Below are 21,900 nucleotides of genomic sequence, written 5' to 3'. Positions count from 1 at the left end.
GGACTCCCTTTAAACAGAATGGCCACCCAACGCTGGGTGGCCATTCTGCGTTAACGCGGGCGATTATTCTGCGTGAACGGTTGCTGCGCTTTCCGTCATGACCAGATCGCCTGAACGACCAGGCTCACCGCAATGCCGATCATGATCAGTGCGATCATCGCGTCGACGATGCGCCAGGAACGCGGGGTGCTGAGACGCTTGCTTAGACGGCGCGCGCCGTATCCCAGTGCCGCGAACCACAGGATGCTGGCTGCGATCGCACCGGCTGCGAACACCCAGCGGTCATCCCCATGTGTCGCGGCGACCGACCCGAGCATCACTACGGTGTCGAGATAGACGTGGGGATTGAGCCATGTCAGCGCCAGCGTCGTGAGGACCACCGCTATGGTCCGTCCGGTGGGGCGAGAGTTCGCCGGACCGTCCGCGGTCAACGTCTCGCCTGTTCCGCTCAGCGCTCGGCGCGCAGCCAGCAGACCGTAGACCAGTAGGAACGCCGCACCGACCCAGCGCGCGATGACGAGGAGCCAGGGCATCTGCTCGACCAGGAATCCGAGTCCCGCGACACCTGCGGCGATCAGCACCGCATCGGACACCGCGCAGATGGCGACCACGAGCAGAATGTGCTCTCGTCGGATGCCCTGGCGCAGAACGTACGCGTTCTGCGCACCGATGGCGATGATGAGCGAGAGACCGAGACCGAGGCCAGCGAGGAAGGTGAGCACGCTACGACGCTACGGTGAGCGGATTGTAAGCGCCAGCGCACATATCTTAGGTTCCATTAGCATCGCTTCATGGCATCCATTTCGCCCGAACTCGCCTCGACCGTTGCAGCGATCGTCGACGGTGGAAGTCTGGAGTCCGCCGCTCGCAGCCTCAGCATCACTCCCTCGGCTGTGAGTCAGCGGTTGAAGACGCTTGAGCAGCAGATCGGGCGCGTCTTGGTCGTTCGCGGTCGACCGGCGACGGCGACTCCCTCAGGAGAAGCGGTCGTCCGGATGGCACGGCAGGTCGCGCTGCTCGAGCACGAAACGCTGCTGGGTCTCGGGTTGGACGACGCCGAGGCGCGGGCGAGCGTGCCTTTGGCGGTGAACGCCGATTCCCTGGCCACGTGGTTCCTGGCGCCGCTCGCGCGTCTCAGCGCCGCGCATGACATCGACTTCGACGTGCACCGCGATGATCAGAACTTCACAGCCAGACTGCTCGAGTCGGGGGAGGTGATGGCCGCGGTGACGTCTGAGGCGACGCCGGTCACCGGGTGCACCGTCACTCCACTGGGCGTCTTATCGTATGAGGCGGTCGCGACGCCGGTGTTCGCACAACGCTGGTTCCCCGATGGCGTGAGTGCCGATGCCCTGCGTCGCGCCCCGTTCGTGGATTTCGACCGCCGTGACGCTCTGCAGGGCGACTGGCTGGCGTCTCAGGGCGTCGATGCTGACAGCGTGCCTCGCCACTACGTTCCGGCGTCCCATGATTTCGCGATGGCCGTGACGCTCGGTCTCGGGTGGGGAATGCTCCCCGGATCGCAGCTGACGTCGGCTCAGGCATCCGGCGCCGTCGTGTCACTCGGAGGCGACCCGACCAGGGTGCCGTTGTACTGGCAGCAGTGGAACTTGCGCTCGAGTCTGCTCGATGCGGTGGCCGCCGAGGTCGCCGACGAGGCTGCACGCGTGCTGGGGTCTTGAAACCGAGCGCTCGTCGCTCGCTCAAGTGCGATTCAGTCGGCGAGGGCGAGCGCGCGGAAAGCGTCGCGTTCGCGCAGCGAATCGCGACGGCTGGGAGCTGTGTCCGCATTCGTGCTCGGCGGGCGCTGCCCCGTCGTGCGGTGGTAGAGCTCGTCGATGAGGCGCGTCGCAAGCCCGACCAGCTGCCGGATCTCGCGATCATCGCGGTCGATCCACACACAACGCGGTTCGTCGTCGACGGGGCGGAAGTCGTCGTGCTCCTCCCACACGAACAGGGTGCGCTCGGCGCCGAGCACGTGCTGCTGCCACCACACCTGGCGAAGGTAGGTGCGCGGGATCGTGCGCCAGTTCTTGTTCGTCGTCTTGATCTCGGCGAGCAGGATGCGCCCGTCGGCATCCTGAACGATGCCGTCCGGGGTGGCGAGGTGGCGCTGCTCGATCTCGGCACGGAAGAGCGCCGACGACGGACGAATGCCATGTGTCGCCGCGACCCACGCCGCGATCTCGGGCTCACGTCGCCGCCCGTGGTCGGTGTAGGCATTGCCCCCGAAGCGCGCGCCATTGCCGAGTTTCGAATCCGCGGCACGGATGATCGACCTATCGCTGGAGAGCCCGGCGACATCGGTCGCCGTGATTCCCCTGGCGCGTGCGCGGAGCCAGGCGACCCGATCGCGGGAGTCCGCGATGATTCGAGCCTGAAGTTCCGGGGTCACCATTCGAGGTTACCCCGCGGCTCCGACCTCGCCGACGCTGCCGCGCCGCATTCGTTGCGGACGCCGTGCTGTCAGCCGAGGAACGGCCAGGCAGCTGGTCCGTGCGAACCAGCCTGATAGTGCTCGAGCGGTACTTCGTTGTTCTTCCAGGCGTCCAGGATCGGCTGTACGATCCGCCAGCAGTGCTCGGCGGCATCCCCGCGCACGGACAGCATCGGGTCGGCGTCGAGGATGCCGGAGAGTACCTCTGCGTACGCCATGAGCTGCCCGGGCCCGAGGTCGGCCGAGAGCGTCGCTCGTTCGAGGACCAGCGGGTCATTCGCTCCGTTGAGATTGAGGTCGAGCGACATCTGGTCGGGCCCGAGCGAGAAGCGCAGCACGGCCCCGTCGGACGAACCGCGCAGCCCCTCCGGCACATGCCGCACCGCTCGGAATCGAACGACGATCTCACGCGCCGGGTCGCCGAGCGCTTTGCCCGAGCGCAGGGTGAATGGAACCCCGCTCCAGCGGGCGTTGCGCACTTCGAATGTCGCGGTCGCCAGCGTCTCGGTACCGCGGGCAGGGTCCACGCCCGGCTCGTCCACGTACGACGGCTTCTCATCGCCGTCGATGCTTCCGGACGTGTAACGGGCACGTCGTGAGCATTCGGCGGGGTCGTCATCCCAGACGCGGGTGGCGCGCAGCACGGCCGAGGTGGCTTCGCGGAAGTCCGCCTCGCCGATCGTGGTCGGCTGCTCCATCGCCACGACCGCGAGCACCTGCAGCAGGTGGCTCTGGATCATGTCGACGAGGGCCCCTGCACCGTCGTAGTAGCCCGCCCGGCCTTCGAGTCCGAGCTTCTCGTCGTACACGATGCTGACCGACTCGACGTTCTCGACCGACCAGAGCGGCTCGAGGATGCGGTTCGCGAACCGGGCGCCGAGCACGTTCAGCGTGGTCGACTTTCCGAGGAAGTGATCCACACGGAACACCTGCGTCTCGGGCACGAGGGCGGCGACCCGCGCGTTCAGTTCCCGAGCACCGGTCTCATCGATGCCGAATGGTTTCTCCAGCGCGAGCATCACGCCATCCGGAAGCATCTCCGGCGTCATCGCGTCGCAGGCGCGCGCAGCGATCGCCGGAGGTACGGCGAAGTACAGGGCGACCTGGCCGCTCAGGCCCTTCAGCAACTTCTTGAGGTCTGCGGCCTTCGTGATGTCGGCTTGGTGGTACTCGATCTCGACGCGTTCGAGGGCGGCATCGGCATCCGCTGTCTGGAATGACGCGCGCACCACCTTCGTGAGCCGGTCCGCGGTCCAGTCCTCCATACCCGCGCCGATGAGACGCACCCGCCGATCGGGCTCGGCGACCATGAGGTCGCCCAATGCCGGCAGCAGCAGGCGCGAAGCCAGGTCACCGGTGGCTCCGAAGACGACGAGGGTGGTGGCAGCAGCATCCATGCGCACACCGTAACGCGCGCCCGTGCATCCCGACCAGGGGCATGCGACAATCGGGCGATGCCTGCTTCAATCGAGGATTACGCACTGCTCAGCGACTGCCGCACCGCTGCGCTCGTCTCGCTCGATGGATCGATCGACTGGCTCTGCCTGCCGCGTTTCGATGCTCCGTCGATCTTCGGTGCGCTGCTGGGAGATCCCACTCACGGATGCTGGACCCTCCGCCCGAGCGACCCATCGGCGACGGCGCGGAGGTGGTACCTGCCCGACACCTTCATCCTTGTCACGCGCTGGGAGACGGCGGACGGCGTCGCAGAGGTGCAGGAGTTCATGCCGATGACGGACGATCGGACGGATGTCGTCCGCCGGGTAACCGGCATCGAGGGCACCGTCGCGTTCGGCACCGAACTGCGAATGCACTTCGATTACGCCCGCGCTCTGCCGTGGGTGCGACAGGTCGGCACGCGCGATGAGCCGGCACTGAGCGCGATCGCCGGACCAGACGCGGTCCGTTGTGCGCGGTGTCGCGCTCGCGGCATCCGACCACGTGCACGCCGCCGAGATCACGGTGACGGCGGGGGAGCGCCGTGAGCTCGTGCTCACCTGGTATCCCTCGCACGAGAGCGCACCAGAGGCGCTCGACGTCGAAGACGCCATCGCACGCACGCGCTCCTGGTGGCAGGGCTGGGCGAGCCCGATCGCGCACGACGGGCCGCATCGCGACGCCGTGGTGCGCTCGCTGCTGGTGCTGCGTGCTCTCACGAACCGCGACACCGGCGGCATCGTCGCCGCCCCGACGACGTCGCTGCCCGAGGAGTTCGGCGGCTCGCGCAACTGGGACTACCGCTACGTGTGGCTGCGAGATGCCGCGCTCACACTCGAATCGCTCATCGCTCACGGATTCCTGGAAGAGGCGCATCACTGGCGGCGTTGGCTGCTGCGTGCGGTTGCCGGAGATCCTGCCGAGGTGCAGATCATGTACGGGATCGCCGGGGAGCGGGATCTCACAGAGCGAGAGCTGCCGAGCCTTCCCGGCTATGACGGCGCGGCACCGGTGCGCGTCGGCAACGGCGCCGTCGAGCAGTATCAGGGCGATGTGCTCGGTGAAGTGCTGGTCGCGCTGGAAGCGGCGCGGATGGCGGGGCTCGACGAGACCGAGTTCTCCTGGCCGTTGCAGCGCGCGTTGATCGACCGCGTGATCGCCGGTGTCGACCGTCAAGACAACGGCATCTGGGAGATTCGAGGCCCGCTGCGCTGGTTCACCCACTCCCGCGTCATGATGTGGGCGGCGCTGGATCGTGGTGTGCGCGCGGTGCGCGAGCACGGACTCTCGGGTGACGCCGAGCGCTGGGAGAAGATGCGCGAGCGACTGCGCACCGAAATCGATGAGCGCGGCGTGCATGCGGATGGCTATTTCGTGCAGCACTACAACAGCGATGAAGTGGACGCCTCGCTGCTCACGCTCCCGCAGGTCGGATACTGCACGGCAGATGACCCGCGGATGCTGCGCACGGTCGAGCAAATGGAGCAGACCCTCATGCGCCAAGGGCTGCTGATGCGCTATCGCACATCCTCCGGAGTCGACGGACTCGACGGTGGGGAGCATCCGTTCCTCGCGTGCAGCTTCTGGCTCGTGGAGCAGTACGCGGCGAGCGGCCGGATCGAAGATGCGCGAGAGCTGATGGATCGCCTGGTCGCTCTGGGGAACGATGTCGGGCTGCTTTCGGAGGAGTACGACGTCGACGGTACACGGCAGGTCGGCAACATGCCGCAGGCTCTCTCACACCTCACGCTCGTCCGCGCGGCGGACGCGCTGGGAGGGCACGCGGGGCGTGCCGCCGATCGGCGTTAGCCCCGTGCAGATGCCCAGCAGCCCGAAATGAGCGAGGAGCGATCACGTGGTGATGCGCGCGAAGATCGGCGGCTCGAAGTTCACGGTCCGCGCCTGCGCCCACCCAGCGGCAGACCTCATCGCTTCGCCGCGACGATAGATGCAGTCGAATGAGGATCCACAGCCCCCCGATGGCGGCAAGAATACCGATCACTGCCATGACGATGTCGAATGATACGAGGCCCGCGCCGGAGAACGAACCCTCCCACTGAGCTGCAGACTCATGCGGCAGAAGTGATTGCCGGCACGTGGATTTCGGGCGGGATGCGCGATGAGGTACAGTAGAGATAACCGAAGACCGCTGGTCATCGTTGAGCGTGCAAACGTGAAGCGATTGAAGCACTGCACTGCAGGGGCCCGCGCAGGAACATGAACGTTCTCCAGGAAACTGGATTCCACGCTCCGTCGCCTGCGCCGGAGCGTTTTTGTTTGTGAGCGGTCCAGGTCGATGCCTGACGGACGTGAGGCATCTCGTACCCATCAAGGAGAGACCATGGCGCAGAAGGATGCATCGGTCGCCGAGCTCACGAAGTCATTCGAGAACTCGAACGCCGTCCTGCTGACCGAGTACCGCGGTCTGACGGTTGCTCAGCTCAAGGAGCTGCGGGGCACTATTCGTCAGGACGCCGAGTACGCCGTGGTGAAGAACACGCTGACCAAGATCGCCGCCAACAAGGCCGGCATCTCTGCGCTGGACGACGACCTCAAGGGTCCGTCGGCCGTCGCGTTCGTGCACGGCGACTTCGTCGCCACCGCGAAGGCGCTTCGTGATTTCGCCAAGGCCAACCCGCTTCTCGTGATCAAGGGCGGCGTATTCGAGGGCAACCCCCTCACTGCCGAAGAGGTCAACAAGTATGCATCGCTCGAGAGCCGTGAGGTTCTGCTGGCGAAGGCAGCGGGCATGATGAAGGCGACGATGGGCAAGGCTGCCGCGACCATCGACGCGCTTCGCGAAAAGCTGGAGACCGCAGAGGCCGCATAAGCGACCAGCGATCTCGTTCCACAAACCCCATCAATCTAGGAGATACATCATGGCTAAGCTCACCACTGAGCAGCTGCTCGAGCAGTTCGCAGACCTGACCCTCGTCGAGCTCAGCGACTTCGTGAAGGCGTTCGAGGAGAAGTTCGACGTCACCGCTGCCGCCCCCGTCGCCGCTGCAGGCGCCGGTGGCGCAGGCCCCGCTGAAGAGGTTGAGGAGAAGGACTCCTTCGACGTCGTCCTCGAGGCTGCCGGCGACAAGAAGATCCAGGTCATCAAGGCTGTCCGCGAGCTCACCTCGCTCGGCCTCGGCGAGGCCAAGGCCGTCGTCGACGGTGCTCCGAAGGCTGTCCTTGAGGGCGCCAACAAGGAGACCGCTGACAAGGCGAAGGAAGCCCTCGAGGCTGCCGGCGCCACCGTCACGCTCAAGTGATCTGAGGCGGGTCGACCGCCGCACTCATACGAATGCCCCGGGCTGATGTCCGGGGCATTCGTGCGCCTACCGCGGGGCCGCGGAGGAGTTGCGCACGACCAGAGCGGATGCTGTGACCACCCGCTCGCGCGCGGCATCGGGGTCATCGAGCCGGCGCATCAGCATCCGCACCGCCTCGCGGCCCTGCTCGCGCGGCTGCTGCCGGATCGTCGTCAGCGCGAACATCTCCGCATTCTGGTGGTCGTCGACGCCGACCACGCTGAGTTCGGTGGGCACGGCGATGCCCAGGCGCCGTGCGGCGATGATCGTGCCGATCGCGACCTCATCGCACACCCCGACGACGGCCGTCGGGCGGGTGCGCCGATTGCCGAGCAGGTCGACGGCGGCCTCGTACCCGCTGGGCATGCTGCCGGGGGCCGGGCTCACCTGCGCGCGCGAGCCGAGGCCCGCGGCGTCCATCGCCGATCGGTAGCCCTCGAGGCGGCGGGCATCGCCGAAGCTCGCCGTCTCGGTGCCGTCCGCGCCTCCGATGAAGGCGATCTCGGTGTGCCCGAGATCGATGAGGTGCTCGGTGGCGACCGCCGCGGCCGCGGCGTCGTCGATGGAGATGCTGTCGACGTGGTCAACGAGGGAGCCAACGTATACCACCGGCCGATCGACGCGGGTCAGTTGCGCCATTTCGTGGGCACCGGGCTGGATTCCGACGGCGATCATTCCGTCGTAGCGGTGCCCGGGAAGCACCTCGTCGAACACCTGCCTGCGCTCGTCGGACTGCTCGGGAACGGCGAACAGCGTGAGGTCGTACGCGTGCTCGAGGAGCACCTCTTGCGCTCCTGCGAGCAGCTCTGAGAAGAACCATCGACTGATCGAGGGGGCGACCACCGCGATGGTCCGGGTCCGCCCCGTGGCGAGGCTCGTCGCCGAGGAGTGTGCGACGTACGACAGGGTTTGGGCAGCCTGCTCCACGCGTGATCGGGTGTCCGCGGACACATAGCCGCGGCCGCTCAGTGCGCGACTGGCGGTGGCCTTCGAGACACCGGCACGTGCGGCGACATCCGCGATCGTGCTCATGCATCCTCCTCGATGGCGTGCGGCACATCCATGCGTCAGAGCACAGCGTAGCCGCACGATCGACAAAAGGGAACCGGTTCCATGTGCGCCAACGTGGTAGCGCTCCCATCCCGCGTGGCGCCGATAGAGGAAAGGTTGCCAGCTTGTGATCTCGGAGCATTGTGCCGCGCACTTCCGGCCAGTATGTTTGGGCCTGGAAGCGGTTCCCGATCCGACTGCCTCAGCGCACCGGAAACGCACGGGGACGTGAACTCGAAGAGGAGAACTCACATGGCACAGTCACAGCGTTATCGGCGCCTGGCGCCGCTCGCCCTGCTCGGGGCGGCGGGCATCGCCCTGGCCGGATGCGGCGCCCCCGGCGCACCGGACGGTGGCGGCGACGGCGGCGGCGAGGATGTCTCCGGCGAGACGGTCACCATCTACGGCACGATCGTCGACGACGAGGCGAAGCTGCTCCAGGAGTCCTGGGCGGACTTCGAGGAGGAGACCGGGATCGAGATCAAGTACGAGGGCAGCCAGGACTTCGAGACGCAGCTCGGCACGCGCGCACAGGGCGGCAACCCGCCCGACATCGCGATCTTCCCGCAGCCGGGTCTGTTCGCCGACTTCGCCTCTCGCGACTTCCTCAAGCCGGCACCGGAAGACGTCGAGTCGAACGCCAACGAGTACTGGACCGAGGACTGGGTCAACTACGGCACCTACGACGGCACCTTCTACGGTGCGCCGTTGATGGCGAACGTCAAGGGCTGGATCTGGTACTCCCCGACGAAGTTCGCCGAGTGGGGGGTCGAGGTCCCCGAGACGCTCGATGACCTGAAGACTCTCACCGACACGATCCAGTCCTCGACCGGCGACCCGGCGTGGTGCGCAGGCTTCGAATCGGGCACCGCGACCGGATGGCCGGGCACGGACTGGATCGAGGACTACGTGCTGCGGCAGGCCGGCCCCGAGGTCTACGACCAGTGGGTGACCAATGAGGTCACCTTCACCGACCCGCAGATCAAGACGGCGTTCGACTCGGTCGGCGAGATCCTGCTGAACCCGGCGAACGTGAACGCCGGATTCGGTGACGTCCGCTCGATCAACTCGACGGCGTTCGGTGATGTCGCCCCGGCGCTCGCCGGGGGCGAGTGCGCACTGACGCACCAGGCATCGTTCCTGTCGGGCTTCTTCCCCGAGGGGACGAACATCGCCGAGGACGGCGACGTGTGGGCGTTCATGCTGCCGGGCGAGAGCGCGGATGACAGCGCGGTCACGGGTGCCGGTGAGATCGTCGGCGCGTTCAGCGACTCCGCGGCGACGCAGCAGGTGCTCGCGTACCTGTCCAGCCCCGAATGGGCGAACAGCCGCGTCAGCCTCGGCGGCGTGACTTCGGCGAACAACGGCCTCGACCCGGCCAACGCGCAGGACCCGATCCTCCAGGAGACCATCAAGATCCTGCAGGACCCCGACACCACGTTCCGCTTCGACGCCAGTGACCTGATGCCGGGCGCTGTCGGTGCGGGCACGTTCTGGAAGGGAATGGTCGCCTGGGTCAACGGCGACCCGACCGATCAGGTGCTCGAGCAGATCGAGACGGGCTGGCCCGAGGGGTGACCCGCCTCCGGGTGGGGCGTCGCGGGGTGAACTCACTCCGGGCGGCCCACCCGCTCTGGTCCGTGCGATGTCGCCCGGACCACCGATGATCGTGCAAAGGGGCTGAAGTGACTGCCACGGACTTCTTCCAATGGATCGGGACGCTGCCGTCGGTGCTGCAGGCGGTGATCGTCGTCATCGCCTTCGCCGTGGTGGTGGCCGCCATCCTGTTCCTCGTCGACATCGCCCCGCGCAGCGGCAGGTGGTACACCGTCGCCCGCCTGGCGATGTGCCTGCTCATCCCGCTCGCGGTGATGTGGTTCTTCAATTCGTACTACTGGGCGATGGGCGTCGCTGTCGTGGTGGGGGCGGTCTTCTTCCTGCTCGACTACCGGTCCAAGACCGGCAAGGGCTATCTCATCCAGCTGGTGGCGTTCATGGCCCCGGCGGTCCTGCTGCTCATGGTGGGGCTCATCCTGCCGTCGCTGCAGACGTTCGTGGCATCCTTCATGAACTCATCGGGCAAGAGTTTCGTCGGCGTCGCCAACTACCTCTGGATATTCGGGCAGCCCGACGGAGTCCGCGTCGTGCTGAACACGATCGTCTGGGTACTGGTCGTGCCGACCGTGTCGACCATCGTCGGTCTCGCCTACGCCGTGTTCATCGACCGCACCCGCGGCGAGAAGATCTACAAGGTGCTCGTGTTCATGCCGATGGCGATCTCGTTCGTCGGCGCGGGCATCATCTGGCGGTTCATGTACGAGTACCGCGGCCCGCAGTATCCGCAGATCGGTCTGCTCAACCAGATCCTGGTCTGGTTCGGCGGCGAGCCGCAGCAGTTCCTGCTCGACGCGCCGTGGAACACGTTCTTCCTGATCATCGTGCTCATCTGGGTGCAGACCGGTTTCGCGATGGTGATTCTGTCGGCATCCATCAAGGGCGTGCCGATGGAGCTGCTCGAGGCTGCCGAACTCGACGGCGCGAACGCCTGGCAGCGATTCACATCGGTAACCGTGCCCGCGATCCGACCGGCCCTCATCGTCGTGCTGACGACGATCTCGATCGCTTCGCTGAAGGTCTTCGACATCGTTCGCACGATGACGGCCGGAAACTACGAGACCAGCGTGCTCGCCAACGAGATGTACACGCAGTTCTCGAAGTTCGAGGCCGGGCGCAGCGCTGCGCTCGCCGTCATCCTGTTCATCCTCGTGCTGCCGATCGTCATCTACAACGCACGCCAGATTCAGAAGCAGCGGGAGATCCGATGAGCGACACACTCAGCAGCCCCGACCTCGAAACGGCTGCGATCACCACGGAGGGCAGGCTGAGCAAATCGGCCGCGCGCACCCGCAAGCGGCTCTCGCGCCCGTGGGCCTCGGCAGCATCCATCGTCATCGCCGTGCTGTGGACGATCCCTACGCTCGGACTGTTCATCTCGTCGTTCCGGCCGCGCGACCAGATCCTCACCAGCGGCTGGTGGGAGTTCTTCCTGAACCCGCAGGTGACGGGGGAGAACTACGTCGACGTGCTGGCATCGGGCACCACTCAGCTGACGATGCTCGAGTCGTTCGTGAACTCGATCGCCATCACGATCCCGGCCACCATCGTCCCGCTGATGATCGCTTCCATGGCGGCCTACTCGTTCGCGTGGATCGACTTCAAGGGCCGCAACTTCCTGTTCATCTTCATCTTCGCGCTGCAGATCGTTCCCATCCAGATGGCCCTGGTGCCGCTGCTGAGCACGTTCTCGCGCGGCCTGAGCATCTTCGGCCTGCAGGTCACGCTCCCGCTGGGAGCCTCCGGCGGGTATGCGCAGGTCTGGTTCGCGCACACGATGTTCGCGCTGCCGTTGGCGATCTACCTGCTGCACAACTTCATGTCGGAGATTCCGAACGAGATCATCGAAGCGGCGCGGGTGGACGGGGCATCGCGCGGGCAGATCTTCTTCCGGATCGTGCTGCCGCTGACGATGCCGGCGATCGCATCGGTCGCGATCTTCCAGTTCCTCTGGGTGTGGAACGACCTGCTGGTCGCTCTCGTGTTCGCCGATGGCGGCGCGGCACCGATCACGAAGCTGCTCGCCGAGATCACAGGAACGCGCGGCAATGACTGGCACCTGCTCACCGCCGGGGCGTTCGTGTCGATCATCGTGCCGCTGATCGTGTTCTTCGCGCTGCAGCGGTACTTCGTGCGCGGGCTGCTCGCGGGATCGACGAAGGGGTAGCACGGCGCGCGGATCCGGGCGATCGCCATACGCTGGAACCATGGATTACGCCGAGCACATCGTCGACCTCGTCGGCAACACGCCATTGGTGAAACTGCAGCGGGTCACCGAGGGTGTGGCGTGCACGGTGCTGGTCAAACTCGAGTACCTCAACCCGGGCGGCTCGTCGAAGGACCGCATCGCCACGCGAATCATCGACGCCGCCGAGGCATCCGGTGAGCTGAAGCCCGGCGGAACGATCGTCGAACCCACCAGCGGGAACACCGGGGTCGGCCTCGCACTCGTCGCGCAGCAGCGCGGCTACCGATGCGTGTTCGTGCTGCCCGACAAGGTCGGCGAGGACAAGATCGACGTGCTGCGCGCGTACGGTGCCGAGATCGTCATGACCCCGACATCCGTCGCCCCCGACAGCCCGGAGTCGTATTACAGCGTCAGCGATCGGCTCGCGCGTGAGATCCCCGGAGCGTTCAAGCCGAACCAGTACGAGAACCAGAACGGCCCGCGCAGCCACTACGAGACCACGGGGCCGGAGATCTGGCGCGACACCGACGGCACGGTCACGCACTTCGTCGCCGGGGTGGGCACCGGCGGCACGATAACGGGCACGGGGCGCTACCTGCGCGACATCTCCGACGACCGGGTGCGGATCATCGGCATCGATCCCGAGGGCAGCGTCTACTCCGGCGGCACCGGGCGCCCGTACCTCGTCGAGGGCGTCGGCGAGGACATCTGGCCTGGCACATACGACCCCGCCGTCCCGCACGAGATCGTGCCGGTCGACGACGCCGCATCGTTCGCGATGACGCGCCGTCTCGCCCGCGAAGAGGGCATCCTCGTCGGCGGGTCGAGCGGCATGGCCGTGGCCGGCGCGCTGCGCGTCGCCGCCACGCTCCCCGCGGATGCCGTGATGGTGGTGCTGCTGCCCGACGGCGGGCGCGGGTACCTGTCGAAGATCTTCAACGACTCGTGGATGCGCTCGTACGGGTTCGGCGCGGTCGAAGAGGCCGAGACCGTGGCCGACGTGCTCGAAGCGCGCCGGTCTGCGCGCCTGTCGCCGGGTGCGATCCCGGATCTCGTCCACGCGCACCCCAGCGACACTGTGCACGACGCGATCAGCATGATGACGGAGTTCGGCGTCTCGCAGCTCGTCGTGCTCAGCGCCGAGCCGCCGGTGATGATGGGTGAGGTCGTCGGCACGGTCGACGAGCGCGGCCTGCTCGACCTGTTGTTCCGAGACGCGGCGAAGCCCGCGGATGCCGTCGGCGCGCATGTCGGGCAGCGGCTGCCGCTCATCGGCATCCACGCCTCGGTCGAGCAGGCGCGCGCCGCGCTCGCCGACGCCGACGCGCTGCTGGTGACGGCCGACGGCCGCCCCCACACGGTGGTCACCCGGCAGGATCTCGTCGCCTACCTCGCGCGCTGAGCGCGCACGGAGTGGGCGCTGCGTCGTCGGAGGTAACACGGCGATGCGGAGAATCGGCGAGACGTAGGCTGAGGGCATGTCCGATCACGCCTTCGCCACCCGCGCCATCCATGCCGGTCAGGATCCCGATCCGCTCACCGGTGCGATCATCCCGCCGATCTACCAGGCCTCCACGCACGTGCAGGACGGCATCGGCAGCTTCCGATCGGGCTACGAGTACAACCGGGCGGGCAATCCGACGCGCAGTTCGCTGGAGACGCAGCTGGCAGCCCTCGAGGGCGGCGTCAGCGCACTCTCATTCGCCTCTGGCCTCGCCGCTGAGGATGCGCTGCTGCGCGGCATCCTGCGCCCCGGCGACCACGTGCTGCTCGGCAATGACGTTTACGGCGGCACGCACCGCCTGCTGACCCAGGTGCACAGCGCCTGGGGCATCGAGACGTCCACCGTCGAACTCGGAGATGTGGATGCTGCGCGCGCCGCGATCCGACCCGAGACGAAGATCGTCTGGATCGAGACGCCGAGCAATCCGCTGCTCAAGATCATCGACATCGCCCAGACCGTCGAATACGCGCACGCGGCCGGTGCGCTGGTCGTCGTCGACAACACGTTCGCCTCGCCGGCGCTGCAGAATCCGCTGGCTCTCGGTGCCGACATCGTCGTGCACTCGACGACGAAGTACCTCGGCGGGCACTCCGACGTGCTCGGGGGAGCGGTGATCTTCGCCGACGACCGGTTCGTCGAGCAGGTGAAGTTCCAGCAGTTCGCCGTCGGCGCGGTCTCGGCGCCGCTGGACGGCTGGCTGACCACACGCGGAATCAAGACGCTCGCGGTGCGGATGCGCCAGCACTCCGCGAACGCACAGGCGATCGCGGAGTGGGCGGCCGGACGCCCCGAGTTCGAGACGGTGTACTACCCCGGCTTGGAGTCCCACCCGGGTCACGCGGTGGCCGCTCGACAGATGAGCGGATTCGGCGGGATGCTGTCGTTCGGGCTCGCCGCAGGAGCGGATGCCGCCCGGGCATTCGCCGAGTCGACCGAGCTGTTCCAGCTCGCGGAGTCTCTCGGCGGAGTGGAATCGCTGATCGGATACCCGCCCGAGATGACCCACGCGTCGGTGCGCGGCACGGAGCTCGCCGTCCCGGAGAACGTCGTGCGGCTGTCGGTCGGGATCGAAGACGTCGCCGACCTGCTCGCCGACCTCGACCAGGGCCTGAAGCGCGTCGCCCGCTGATCGGTGCTCGCCGACGACGCGTGGATCGGGCACAATAGCCGGATGACTCGTCCGGTTCTGCTGTGGTGGGGGATCGGTGCGATCCTCGCGGCCATCGTCGTCGGCATCGTCGTGACCGGTCCGATCGCCCCGGCGATCGACAGTGGTTGGAACGCCTTGATGGTCGACGTGCGCGGTCCGTTCCTCATCGGCGCCGCAGGCGTGCTCGACCGCATCGGCGGCGGCTGGATCGCGAGCTACCTCATCCCGCTCGTGATCCTCGCCGCACTGCTGCTGGCGCGGCGTTGGCGAGCCGCCATCTTCGTCGCGGCGACGCTGCTGGTGAGCGTCGCCGCGGTGCAGCTGCTCAAGGGAATGTTCGCGCGAGCGCGCCCCGAGAGTATGCTCGTCACCTCAGATTTCGGTTCATTCCCCAGCGGGCATACAGCGAACGCGGCGACCCTGGCGACGCTCGCGGTGCTGCTGCTCCCGCGGCTGTGGGTGCTGATCGTCGCTATCGCCTGGACGCTCGCCATGGCGCTCTCGCGCACCGTCGTCTCGGCGCACTGGCTGAGCGACACGATCGGCGGGATGCTGATCGGCACCGGCGTCACGCTGGTGATGGCCGGTTTCGTGCTCACCTGGGCGCGATCGCGCGGCGCACAGCCGGATCTGCCGCGCGCGGAGCCGGATCTGCCGCGCGCGGAGCCTGGCGCATGACCGGCATCCGTCCGTTCCGCGCCTCGGACCGTGCCGCCCTGTTCGATGTCTGCGTCCGAACCGCCGATTCGGGGCGCGACGCGACCGGGCTCTTCGACGATGACGACCTGTGGGGGCTGATCTTCGCGGTGCCCTATGCCGAACGAGACCCCGGTCTGACGTGGGTCGTCGAGGCGGATGACGGGCGGGTCATCGGCTACATCGTCGCGACCGATGACACGGATGCGTTCGAGCGGTGGTTCCGCGACGACTGGTGGCCGCAGTTCGCCGAGCGCTTTCCTCGGCCGGAGGAGCCGCAGACGCGCGAGCAGCACATCGTCGAGTACGCCTATGGACGTGGGCCGGGGCGTGAGCCGAACGCGACAGCGCACCCGGCGCACCTGCACATCGATCTGCTGCCCGAGACGCAGGGCCAGGGGCTCGGGCGCGCGCTCGTCGAGACGCTGTTCGCCGAGTTGCGCAGACGCGGGGTGCCCGGAGTCCACCTCGGCGTGAACCCCGACAACGCCGGCGCGGTGAAGTTCTACGAGCGGATCGGGATGCAGCAGCTGCCTTCATCGGACGACGGACTGCAGTTCGGCGTGCGGTTCTGACCTGTCCAGGTCGCGATCTCTGCCGCTCTGGCGCGGGGAAAACGGCGACTTTCGCGACCTGAACATGGGGGCGGGAACGACTGAGGGCCCCCGCTGCGCGGGAGCCCTCAGCATTTTGGCGGTGACGGAGGGATTCGAACCCTCGGTTGCTTGCACAACACACGCTTTCCAAGCGTGCTCCTTCGGCCGCTCGGACACGTCACCAGGAACAACCTGAACAGTCTATCCGATCGATTCCGCGCGCCGCGCCAGCGCAGACGACCCCTAAAGTGGAGGCACCGGGCGGGACCCGAACAGGAGAGCACGTGACCGAGCCATCGCACCGCCGCAAATGGATGCTGCAGATGCAGCAGCCTGTCCCGCCTGCGACCGTGTTCGACCGGGCGGCGTTCCTCGTCGGGGCTGCGGCGGCGATCTGGCTGGCCGTCATCATCGCGATCCAGGGGGTTCGCACCCCGTGGGCGCTCGCATGGTTCATCCCGATCTGGGCGATCACGGCGTACCTCGTCCTGCCGCGACTGCACCGGCTGCTGTCGGACCTCTACGTGCCGGACTACTTCTTCGGACGCACCCGCACGAGCGACGGTCTGCTCGGCGACCCGGTGAACCTCGGCATCGACGGTTCGGCGGCCCAGCTCGACGAGGCCATGGCCGCGGCCGGATGGCACCACGCAGACGAGATCACCGCGGCATCCACCTGGCGCATCATCACCTCCACCCTCACCCGGCGCAGCTACCCGACCGCGCCGGTGTCGCCGCTCATGCTGTTCGGCCGCCGACAAGACGTCGCCTATCAGCAGGAGGTCGCTGGAAACCCGAAGCAGCGCCACCACGTGCGATTCTGGCACTGCCCGCCCGGATGGCTGCTGCCGGGCGGTGGGCACGCGGACTGGCTGGGGGCTGCGACCTACGACACCGACGTCGGCATCTCGTTCTTCACCCTCCAGGTGACTCACCGCATCGATGAGAACACCGATGTCGAGCGCGATCACGTCGTCTCCACGGTCAACGAGGCGACCCCCGCGGTCACGATGCGCATTCTGCACGACTTCACGACCGGCTATCACTCCCGAAACGGCGGCGGAGACCGGTTCGTGACTGACGGGAATCTGCCCATCATCGATGTCACCGGCGTCGAGCATCGGATGCCGGTCGAGCAGCATCCGGCGCCAGCGCCGGTCATCGCCCGCGTGCCGCTGAGCGTGGCCGCCGCCGTCGCGCTCGTCGTCGTCGTCTCGCTGCTGCAGCTGTTCGACGTATTCACCGACGCTGAGCTGTGGCGGTCTCTGGACAGCGCCGATTCTGACGATGTCGTCGTGGCTTCGGCGGCGCTGATCGTGTTCTTCCTGTTCATGCTCGCGCAGCTGTTCCTCGCCGGCATGGTCCTCAGGCGCGGGCGCCGGTCTCGGGCCGTGCTGATCGTGCTCGTCACGCTGACGATCGTCTTCATGGCGATCGACTATCTCGACGGAAGCACGGTGCTCGGGCTGGACTGGGCACTGGCGACAGCATCCGTGCAGTGCATCACCCTGCTGTGCCTCTCGAGCGAGTCCGCCGGCGCCTGGGCGCGGCGCAACGAGAAGAAGAACGACCAGCACGAGCCTAAAATTGCAGGGTGAGCACCCCCAAGATCGTCTTGTTCTACGCCTTCGCGCCCCTCGCCGACCCCGAGGCGATCAAGGTCTGGCAGCGCGACCTGGGCGAAGCGCTCGGGCTGCGCGGGCGCGTGATCATCTCTGAGCACGGCATCAACGGCACCCTCGGCGGCGACCTCCCGGTCCTCAAGAAGTGGGTCCGTTCGTTCCGCTCATACGCGGCCTTCACGGAGGCCGACATCAAATGGAGCGCGGGCACGGGGCTGGATGCCGACGGGCGCAGCCTCGACTTCCCGAAGCTCAGCGTGAAGGTGCGCGACGAGATCGTCTCTTTCGGTGCTCCCGGTGAGCTGCGTGTCGACGAGGATGGCGTCGTCGGCGGCGGCACCCACCTCTCCCCGGAAGACCTCCACGAACTCGTCGAATCCCGCGACGACGTCGTCTTCTTCGACGGACGCAACGCGCTCGAAGCTGAGATCGGCCGCTTCAAGGGTGCAGTCGTGCCCGACACCGAAACGACCCGCGACTTCGTACAGCTGCTCGATTCCGGTGCGTACGACGACCTCAAGGGCAAGCCGGTCGTCACCTACTGCACCGGCGGCATCCGCTGCGAGGTGCTCTCGAGCCTGATGGTCTCGCGCGGTTTCGGCGAGGTGTATCAGCTCGACGGCGGCATCGTCCGCTACGGCGAGAAGTACGGCGACGACGGTCTCTGGGAGGGATCGCTGTACGTCTTCGACAAACGCGGATCGGTCGACTTCAGCGACCACACGGCCGTCGTCGGGCAGTGCGCCGGATGCGGCGCCGCCACGAACCGGACAGCGAACTGCCCCGACCTCTCCTGCCGCCGCCAGTTCGTGGTGTGCGAGGCCTGCGATGCCGTCGCCTGTGACGAGCACGTGGGGGCATTCCCTCGGCAGAACGCCTGACCGGCGCCGCGGCTAACCCGGCGCCGAGGCGCGCGCGGGTTCGGACACGAACAGCGACCGCGGCAGCATCGTGGCGCCGAACCGGTCACGGGTGTCGACGCTGCGCCGCAGGGCAGTTGCGATCCGCCCGAGCGCCGCTGCGAGGTCACCGGAGGCATCGGCCGATCGGGCGAAGCTGGCCTGCTCCACGGCATCCACGAGCCGGCCGACGTCTGCGGCATCCGCCCCTTGCTCCACCAGCTGCGCGCCGCGCGTGCGGGGTGTGTCGGCATTGGACACCGGCATCCGCAGATCGAGCATCGTCGCCTCCACCTCCCGCCAGGCGGATGCCGCGTCGCCGCGACGTGCGCGCCGCATCCTTCCGGCGCGAACGCCGATGCGGACGAACAGGGGCAGCAGCAGGATCAGCAGGATGCCGGCCGCCACGAGCACCACCGGTGTCGGATCGAGCTGCCGCAGCGGATCCGCTCCCGTCGCCGTCACGTCATCCGGATCTTCGTCGAGCGCGGGATCGCGAGACGGCGCGGCGGACGGCTCCGCAGACGGTTCCGGTTCATTCGGATCCGTCGTCGTGCCGCCCTCGGTCGTGGCAGGCAGGTAGTCGGTCGGAACTCCCAGCGACGCTGTCGGCTCGAACGGCACCCAGCCGATGCCATCGAAGTGCACCTCCGGCCAGGCATGCAGCTGGTCGCTGCTGACGGTGTAGATCGACTCGTCGCCGCGCCGCTCGTCCGTGAGAGACCCGGGCAGGTAGCCGACCACGATCCGCACCTGCATGTCGAGCGACTGCGCCATCAATGCGAATGCGCCGGCGAAATGGATGCAGTAGCCCGAGCGCACCTGAAGGAACTGTTCGACCGCGTCGGTGCCCGTTCCGTCGAAGTCGCCGTCCACCGGGGCTTCCAGCGAGTACTCGAACTGCGAGCGGAACCAGTTCTGCATCGCGACGAGTCGGTCGTAATCGGTCGTGGCGTCGGCGGTGACCTCGCGCGTCGTCGCAGCGATGAAGTCGGGCACATCGACAGCGCTCCGCGGTGACGCCGACGTCGCCTGGATCTGCTCCTGCGTCGGCTCCACGATCTGAGAGGTCACCGTGTAGTCCTCGTCCGCAGCATCCCGACTCTCCGACGTCACGGTGCGGTTGAAGGGCATCGCCTGCCATCCCGACGTCAGGCCGACGACCTTCGTGGCGGCGTAGGGGACAGGCAGCAGCGAACCGGAGATGCCGGTGACGCGGATCGACGTGCGGCGTTCTTCGGTCTCGATCTGCTCCGACCAGTCCGGGGTGCCGAAACCGTCCGAGACGGGCTGGAGGTCGCTCTCATCGGGACTCCAGGTCGAACCGTCGAAGTCTGAGAGGCTCGCCACGCGCAGGTACGGCGCGGCGGGAGCGTCGGTTGCGAGGGTGATCACCGTGAACGGGGTCGGGCGCCGGAGGTCTTCGCCCAGGCTCAGCGACGGATCGATCCGCGCGCTCGTGCCCGCTCCGACCCAGGTCGACGAGATCGGCAGCACCGGCGTCACCACGAGCGCTGCCGCGATCGCTGCAGCGCCGACGCTGAGGGTGACGCCCGCGGAGGTCCGCCGCTGCCGCTGATCGCCATGACGGATGCTGTGCCGCAGCAGGAACAGTGCCAGCAGTGCGAGCAGCACGAACCAGGGAAGGTTCGCGTCGCCGACGGTGATGATCATCGGGAGTGCTCCGACGACGGCGACGAGGACGATCGTGGGCAGGGCGAACCGCGCCGCGATGAGCTGGTCGATGAGAATCGCGATCACCGCGAAGCCGATGCCGAGCACGGTGCGGAGCGCGAGCGTGTCGGCCAGCGGGGCCGTGCCGAACTGCACCTGCTCCAGGGCATCGGTGGCCAGCTGGGCGAGAGTCGACAGTGTCGTACCGGTCGGGATGACGCCCAGCAGCGCCCCCTGCGGGACCAGCAGCAGGGTCACGGCCATGATGCTCACGGCCAGCTGAGCGAGCACGGGCCACGGACCGTCGGCGAGCCGACCCCTGCGCACCAACCGCAGGGTCATGCCCGTCGCGACGGCCAGGACGATCAGGATCACGCTGGTGAGCGACCACGGACCGGCCGCGATCACCGCGGTGTACGGCCACAGCACCACGAGGCCTGCGCAGACCGAGAGCAGGGCGGCCGCGAGGGTGCGATCGCGCCGCCTCGTGCGCGCCTCGAAGTCGATCGGCGTGCGACCCGTGGCCCGGGCCTCAGCGCGGAACATGGCCGCCTCCCGGTGCCACGTGTCCGGCCAGGGCGTCATCCCACGTGCTCGATACGTCGTCATCGAGCTCCGCTGTCGACCATCCGCGCAGGGCTGCGGCTGCGGCCGCCCCGGGCTGCGGCGCCGCGATGAGCAGGATCGGGGCGCCGGCGCCACCGTGCCGCATCTCGGCGGCATCGGCCTCGTCGAGGTTCCCGGTGATGACGACGAGGGGACCCGGGGGCGTTCCGTCGAGCAGGGCGACGATCTCGCGGGACTCGCCCTGCGGGCGCACCATCGCGAGCGCGACGAGGAGCGAATCGCGATCGTCCTCTTGGCCGCGCAGCGCGCCGAGCATGGTGCCCGCCGAGTCGCGGACGTCTACGCTGTAACCCTCCTGCACGAGATGGAGCGCGACGGAGGCGCAGGCGGTCACGGCGGCCTCGAACGCGGCATCCGCGCTGGCCTCGAGTGATTCCCATCGGCGAGCGGCGCGGTCGAGGATGACGATCGCGTCAGGGCTCGCCTCCTCCTCTTCCTGGCGCACCATGAGATCGCCGCGGTGAGCAGTGGCGCGCCAGTGGATGCGGCGCATCGAGTCCCCAGACACATACTTGCGCGGCGACAGGTTGTCGCTGCCCTGCCCGAGCCGCGACGAGGCGGTGTGCGCCGTGCCACCGGCGGCGCCGACGTCACCGCTCATCGGCGCGAGCGGCACCACCTCGGGCACGACCGTCACCGTGCGGGAATCGCCGAACTCCTGCACGCGCTGTGCAAGACCGAAGGGGTCGGTGGTTCGCAGCGACAGCGGCCCGACGGACCAGACGCCCCGATGAACGCCGATGATGCTGTAGCGGATGTGGGTGCCGTTATCGGTGGGGAACTCGCCCTCGGCGTCTCCGGCAACGGCATCCGGAAGCGTGTCCTGCCACGTGCCGAACGGCACCCGAAGGGCACGCAGATCGAACCGCACGGCCACCTGAGACTCCTCGCCGACGGTGAGCAGGTCTGTGGAGATGCGGCGGGTGACGGCACCGCTGCGCCGCGGCACTCGCACCACGATGGCCGCGAGGATCACGAGGGCGAACAGCAGGACGGCGACGTACAGCAGGATCGGTGCGGCGAACATGTTGGCGGCGATCGCGCACAGGAGCCCCGTCAGCAGCGCGGCGACGCCGCGGAGGGTCAGAGGTCTGCCGGAGCGCATGA

At 67.6% G+C, this 21,900-nt stretch carries 18 protein-coding genes, 1 tRNA gene and 1 pseudogene; 13 read left to right on the top strand and 7 right to left on the bottom strand.

Going from position 1 to position 21,900, the window contains the following annotated elements; all coding sequences use genetic code 11:
- Positions 1–95 precede the first annotated feature (95 nt).
- Positions 96–722, bottom strand: coding sequence for an L-lysine exporter (lysE, locus tag ACTICP_RS02265; RefSeq protein ID WP_441889088.1), 627 nt, complete (start codon positions 720–722; stop codon positions 96–98).
- Positions 723–791: 69 nt separating this feature from the next.
- Here lysE and ACTICP_RS02260 point away from each other — a divergent pair, with 69 nt between their 5' ends.
- Positions 792–1,682, top strand: coding sequence for a LysR family transcriptional regulator ArgP (locus ACTICP_RS02260; RefSeq protein WP_441889086.1), 891 nt, complete (start codon positions 792–794; stop codon positions 1,680–1,682).
- Between the two features lie 32 nt (positions 1,683–1,714).
- Here ACTICP_RS02260 and ACTICP_RS02255 read toward each other — a convergent pair whose 3' ends face one another.
- Positions 1,715–2,395 carry a YqaJ viral recombinase family protein gene (locus ACTICP_RS02255; RefSeq protein ID WP_441889084.1) on the bottom strand — a complete coding sequence of 227 codons (681 nt, stop codon included), beginning with the start codon at positions 2,393–2,395 and terminating at the stop codon, positions 1,715–1,717.
- Between the two features lie 71 nt (positions 2,396–2,466).
- Positions 2,467–3,834: a glucose-6-phosphate dehydrogenase gene (locus ACTICP_RS02250; RefSeq protein WP_441889082.1), complete on the bottom strand. Its 1,368-nt coding sequence runs from the start codon at positions 3,832–3,834 to the stop codon at positions 2,467–2,469.
- Between the two features lie 57 nt (positions 3,835–3,891).
- Between ACTICP_RS02250 and ACTICP_RS02245 the strand changes: the two are divergent.
- From ACTICP_RS02245 to rplL, 3 genes and pseudogenes are all read left to right on the top strand, one after another.
- A pseudogene (locus ACTICP_RS02245) lies at positions 3,892–5,683 on the top strand (glycoside hydrolase family 15 protein).
- Between the two features lie 532 nt (positions 5,684–6,215).
- Positions 6,216–6,704, top strand: a complete 489-nt coding sequence (gene rplJ / locus ACTICP_RS02240) for a 50S ribosomal protein L10 (RefSeq protein ID WP_441889080.1) — start codon at positions 6,216–6,218, stop codon at positions 6,702–6,704.
- A 49-nt stretch (positions 6,705–6,753) separates the two neighbouring features.
- Positions 6,754–7,134, top strand: a complete 381-nt coding sequence (gene rplL, locus ACTICP_RS02235; protein ID WP_441889078.1) for a 50S ribosomal protein L7/L12 — start codon at positions 6,754–6,756, stop codon at positions 7,132–7,134.
- 66 nt (positions 7,135–7,200) lie between these two features.
- On the opposite strand, the gene ACTICP_RS02230 is transcribed toward rplL, so the two are convergent.
- Entirely contained in the window at positions 7,201–8,205 is a 1,005-nt protein-coding gene (locus tag ACTICP_RS02230; protein WP_441889076.1) for a LacI family DNA-binding transcriptional regulator, read from the bottom strand.
- A gap of 270 nt (positions 8,206–8,475) precedes the next feature.
- On the opposite strand from ACTICP_RS02230, the gene ACTICP_RS02225 reads away from it, so the two are divergent.
- From ACTICP_RS02225 to ACTICP_RS02195, 7 genes are all read left to right on the top strand, one after another.
- Positions 8,476–9,801 carry an ABC transporter substrate-binding protein gene (locus tag ACTICP_RS02225; RefSeq protein ID WP_441889074.1) on the top strand — a complete coding sequence of 442 codons (1,326 nt, stop codon included), beginning with the start codon at positions 8,476–8,478 and terminating at the stop codon, positions 9,799–9,801.
- Between the two features lie 107 nt (positions 9,802–9,908).
- Positions 9,909–11,048 carry a carbohydrate ABC transporter permease gene (locus ACTICP_RS02220; protein WP_441889072.1) on the top strand — a complete coding sequence of 380 codons (1,140 nt, stop codon included), beginning with the start codon at positions 9,909–9,911 and terminating at the stop codon, positions 11,046–11,048.
- Complete coding sequence (locus ACTICP_RS02215) at positions 11,045–12,004, top strand: carbohydrate ABC transporter permease (RefSeq protein WP_441889070.1); 960 nt, start codon at positions 11,045–11,047, stop codon at positions 12,002–12,004. Before ACTICP_RS02220 ends, ACTICP_RS02215 begins: the two co-directional genes overlap by 4 nt.
- A gap of 40 nt (positions 12,005–12,044) precedes the next feature.
- Positions 12,045–13,427: a cystathionine beta-synthase gene (locus ACTICP_RS02210; RefSeq protein WP_441889068.1), complete on the top strand. Its 1,383-nt coding sequence runs from the start codon at positions 12,045–12,047 to the stop codon at positions 13,425–13,427.
- A 76-nt stretch (positions 13,428–13,503) separates the two neighbouring features.
- Positions 13,504–14,658: a cystathionine gamma-synthase gene (locus ACTICP_RS02205; RefSeq protein WP_441889066.1), complete on the top strand. Its 1,155-nt coding sequence runs from the start codon at positions 13,504–13,506 to the stop codon at positions 14,656–14,658.
- Positions 14,659–14,700: 42 nt separating this feature from the next.
- Positions 14,701–15,357: a phosphatase PAP2 family protein gene (locus tag ACTICP_RS02200; RefSeq protein ID WP_441889064.1), complete on the top strand. Its 657-nt coding sequence runs from the start codon at positions 14,701–14,703 to the stop codon at positions 15,355–15,357.
- A complete protein-coding gene (locus ACTICP_RS02195; protein ID WP_441889062.1) occupies positions 15,354–15,950 on the top strand; it encodes a GNAT family N-acetyltransferase in 597 nt (198 codons plus the stop codon). The genes ACTICP_RS02200 and ACTICP_RS02195 overlap by 4 nt, the downstream gene beginning before the upstream one ends.
- A 116-nt stretch (positions 15,951–16,066) precedes the next feature.
- Here ACTICP_RS02195 and ACTICP_RS02190 read toward each other — a convergent pair.
- Positions 16,067–16,154 (bottom strand) — tRNA-Ser (locus tag ACTICP_RS02190).
- Between the two features lie 101 nt (positions 16,155–16,255).
- On the opposite strand from ACTICP_RS02190, the gene ACTICP_RS02185 reads away from it, so the two are divergent.
- Entirely contained in the window at positions 16,256–17,569 is a 1,314-nt protein-coding gene (locus ACTICP_RS02185) for an LssY C-terminal domain-containing protein (RefSeq protein WP_441889060.1), read from the top strand.
- The gene (gene trhO / locus ACTICP_RS02180) at positions 17,566–18,474 is read left to right on the top strand and encodes an oxygen-dependent tRNA uridine(34) hydroxylase TrhO (RefSeq protein WP_441889058.1); all 909 of its coding nucleotides are present in this window, start codon (positions 17,566–17,568) and stop codon (positions 18,472–18,474) included. The genes ACTICP_RS02185 and trhO overlap by 4 nt, the downstream gene beginning before the upstream one ends.
- Positions 18,475–18,486: 12 nt before the next feature.
- On the opposite strand, the gene ACTICP_RS02175 is transcribed toward trhO, so the two are convergent.
- Entirely contained in the window at positions 18,487–20,712 is a 2,226-nt protein-coding gene (locus ACTICP_RS02175; RefSeq protein WP_441889056.1) for a transglutaminase family protein, read from the bottom strand.
- Positions 20,699–21,898: a DUF58 domain-containing protein gene (locus ACTICP_RS02170; RefSeq protein WP_441889054.1), complete on the bottom strand. Its 1,200-nt coding sequence runs from the start codon at positions 21,896–21,898 to the stop codon at positions 20,699–20,701. The genes ACTICP_RS02175 and ACTICP_RS02170 overlap by 14 nt, the downstream gene beginning before the upstream one ends.
- Positions 21,899–21,900 lie beyond the last annotated feature (2 nt).

The sequence above is a fragment of the Microbacterium sp. genome (assembly GCF_052102115.1).
GTDB lineage: Bacteria > Actinomycetota > Actinomycetes > Actinomycetales > Microbacteriaceae > Microbacterium.
This window is presented reverse-complemented; position numbering and strand designations above follow the sequence as displayed.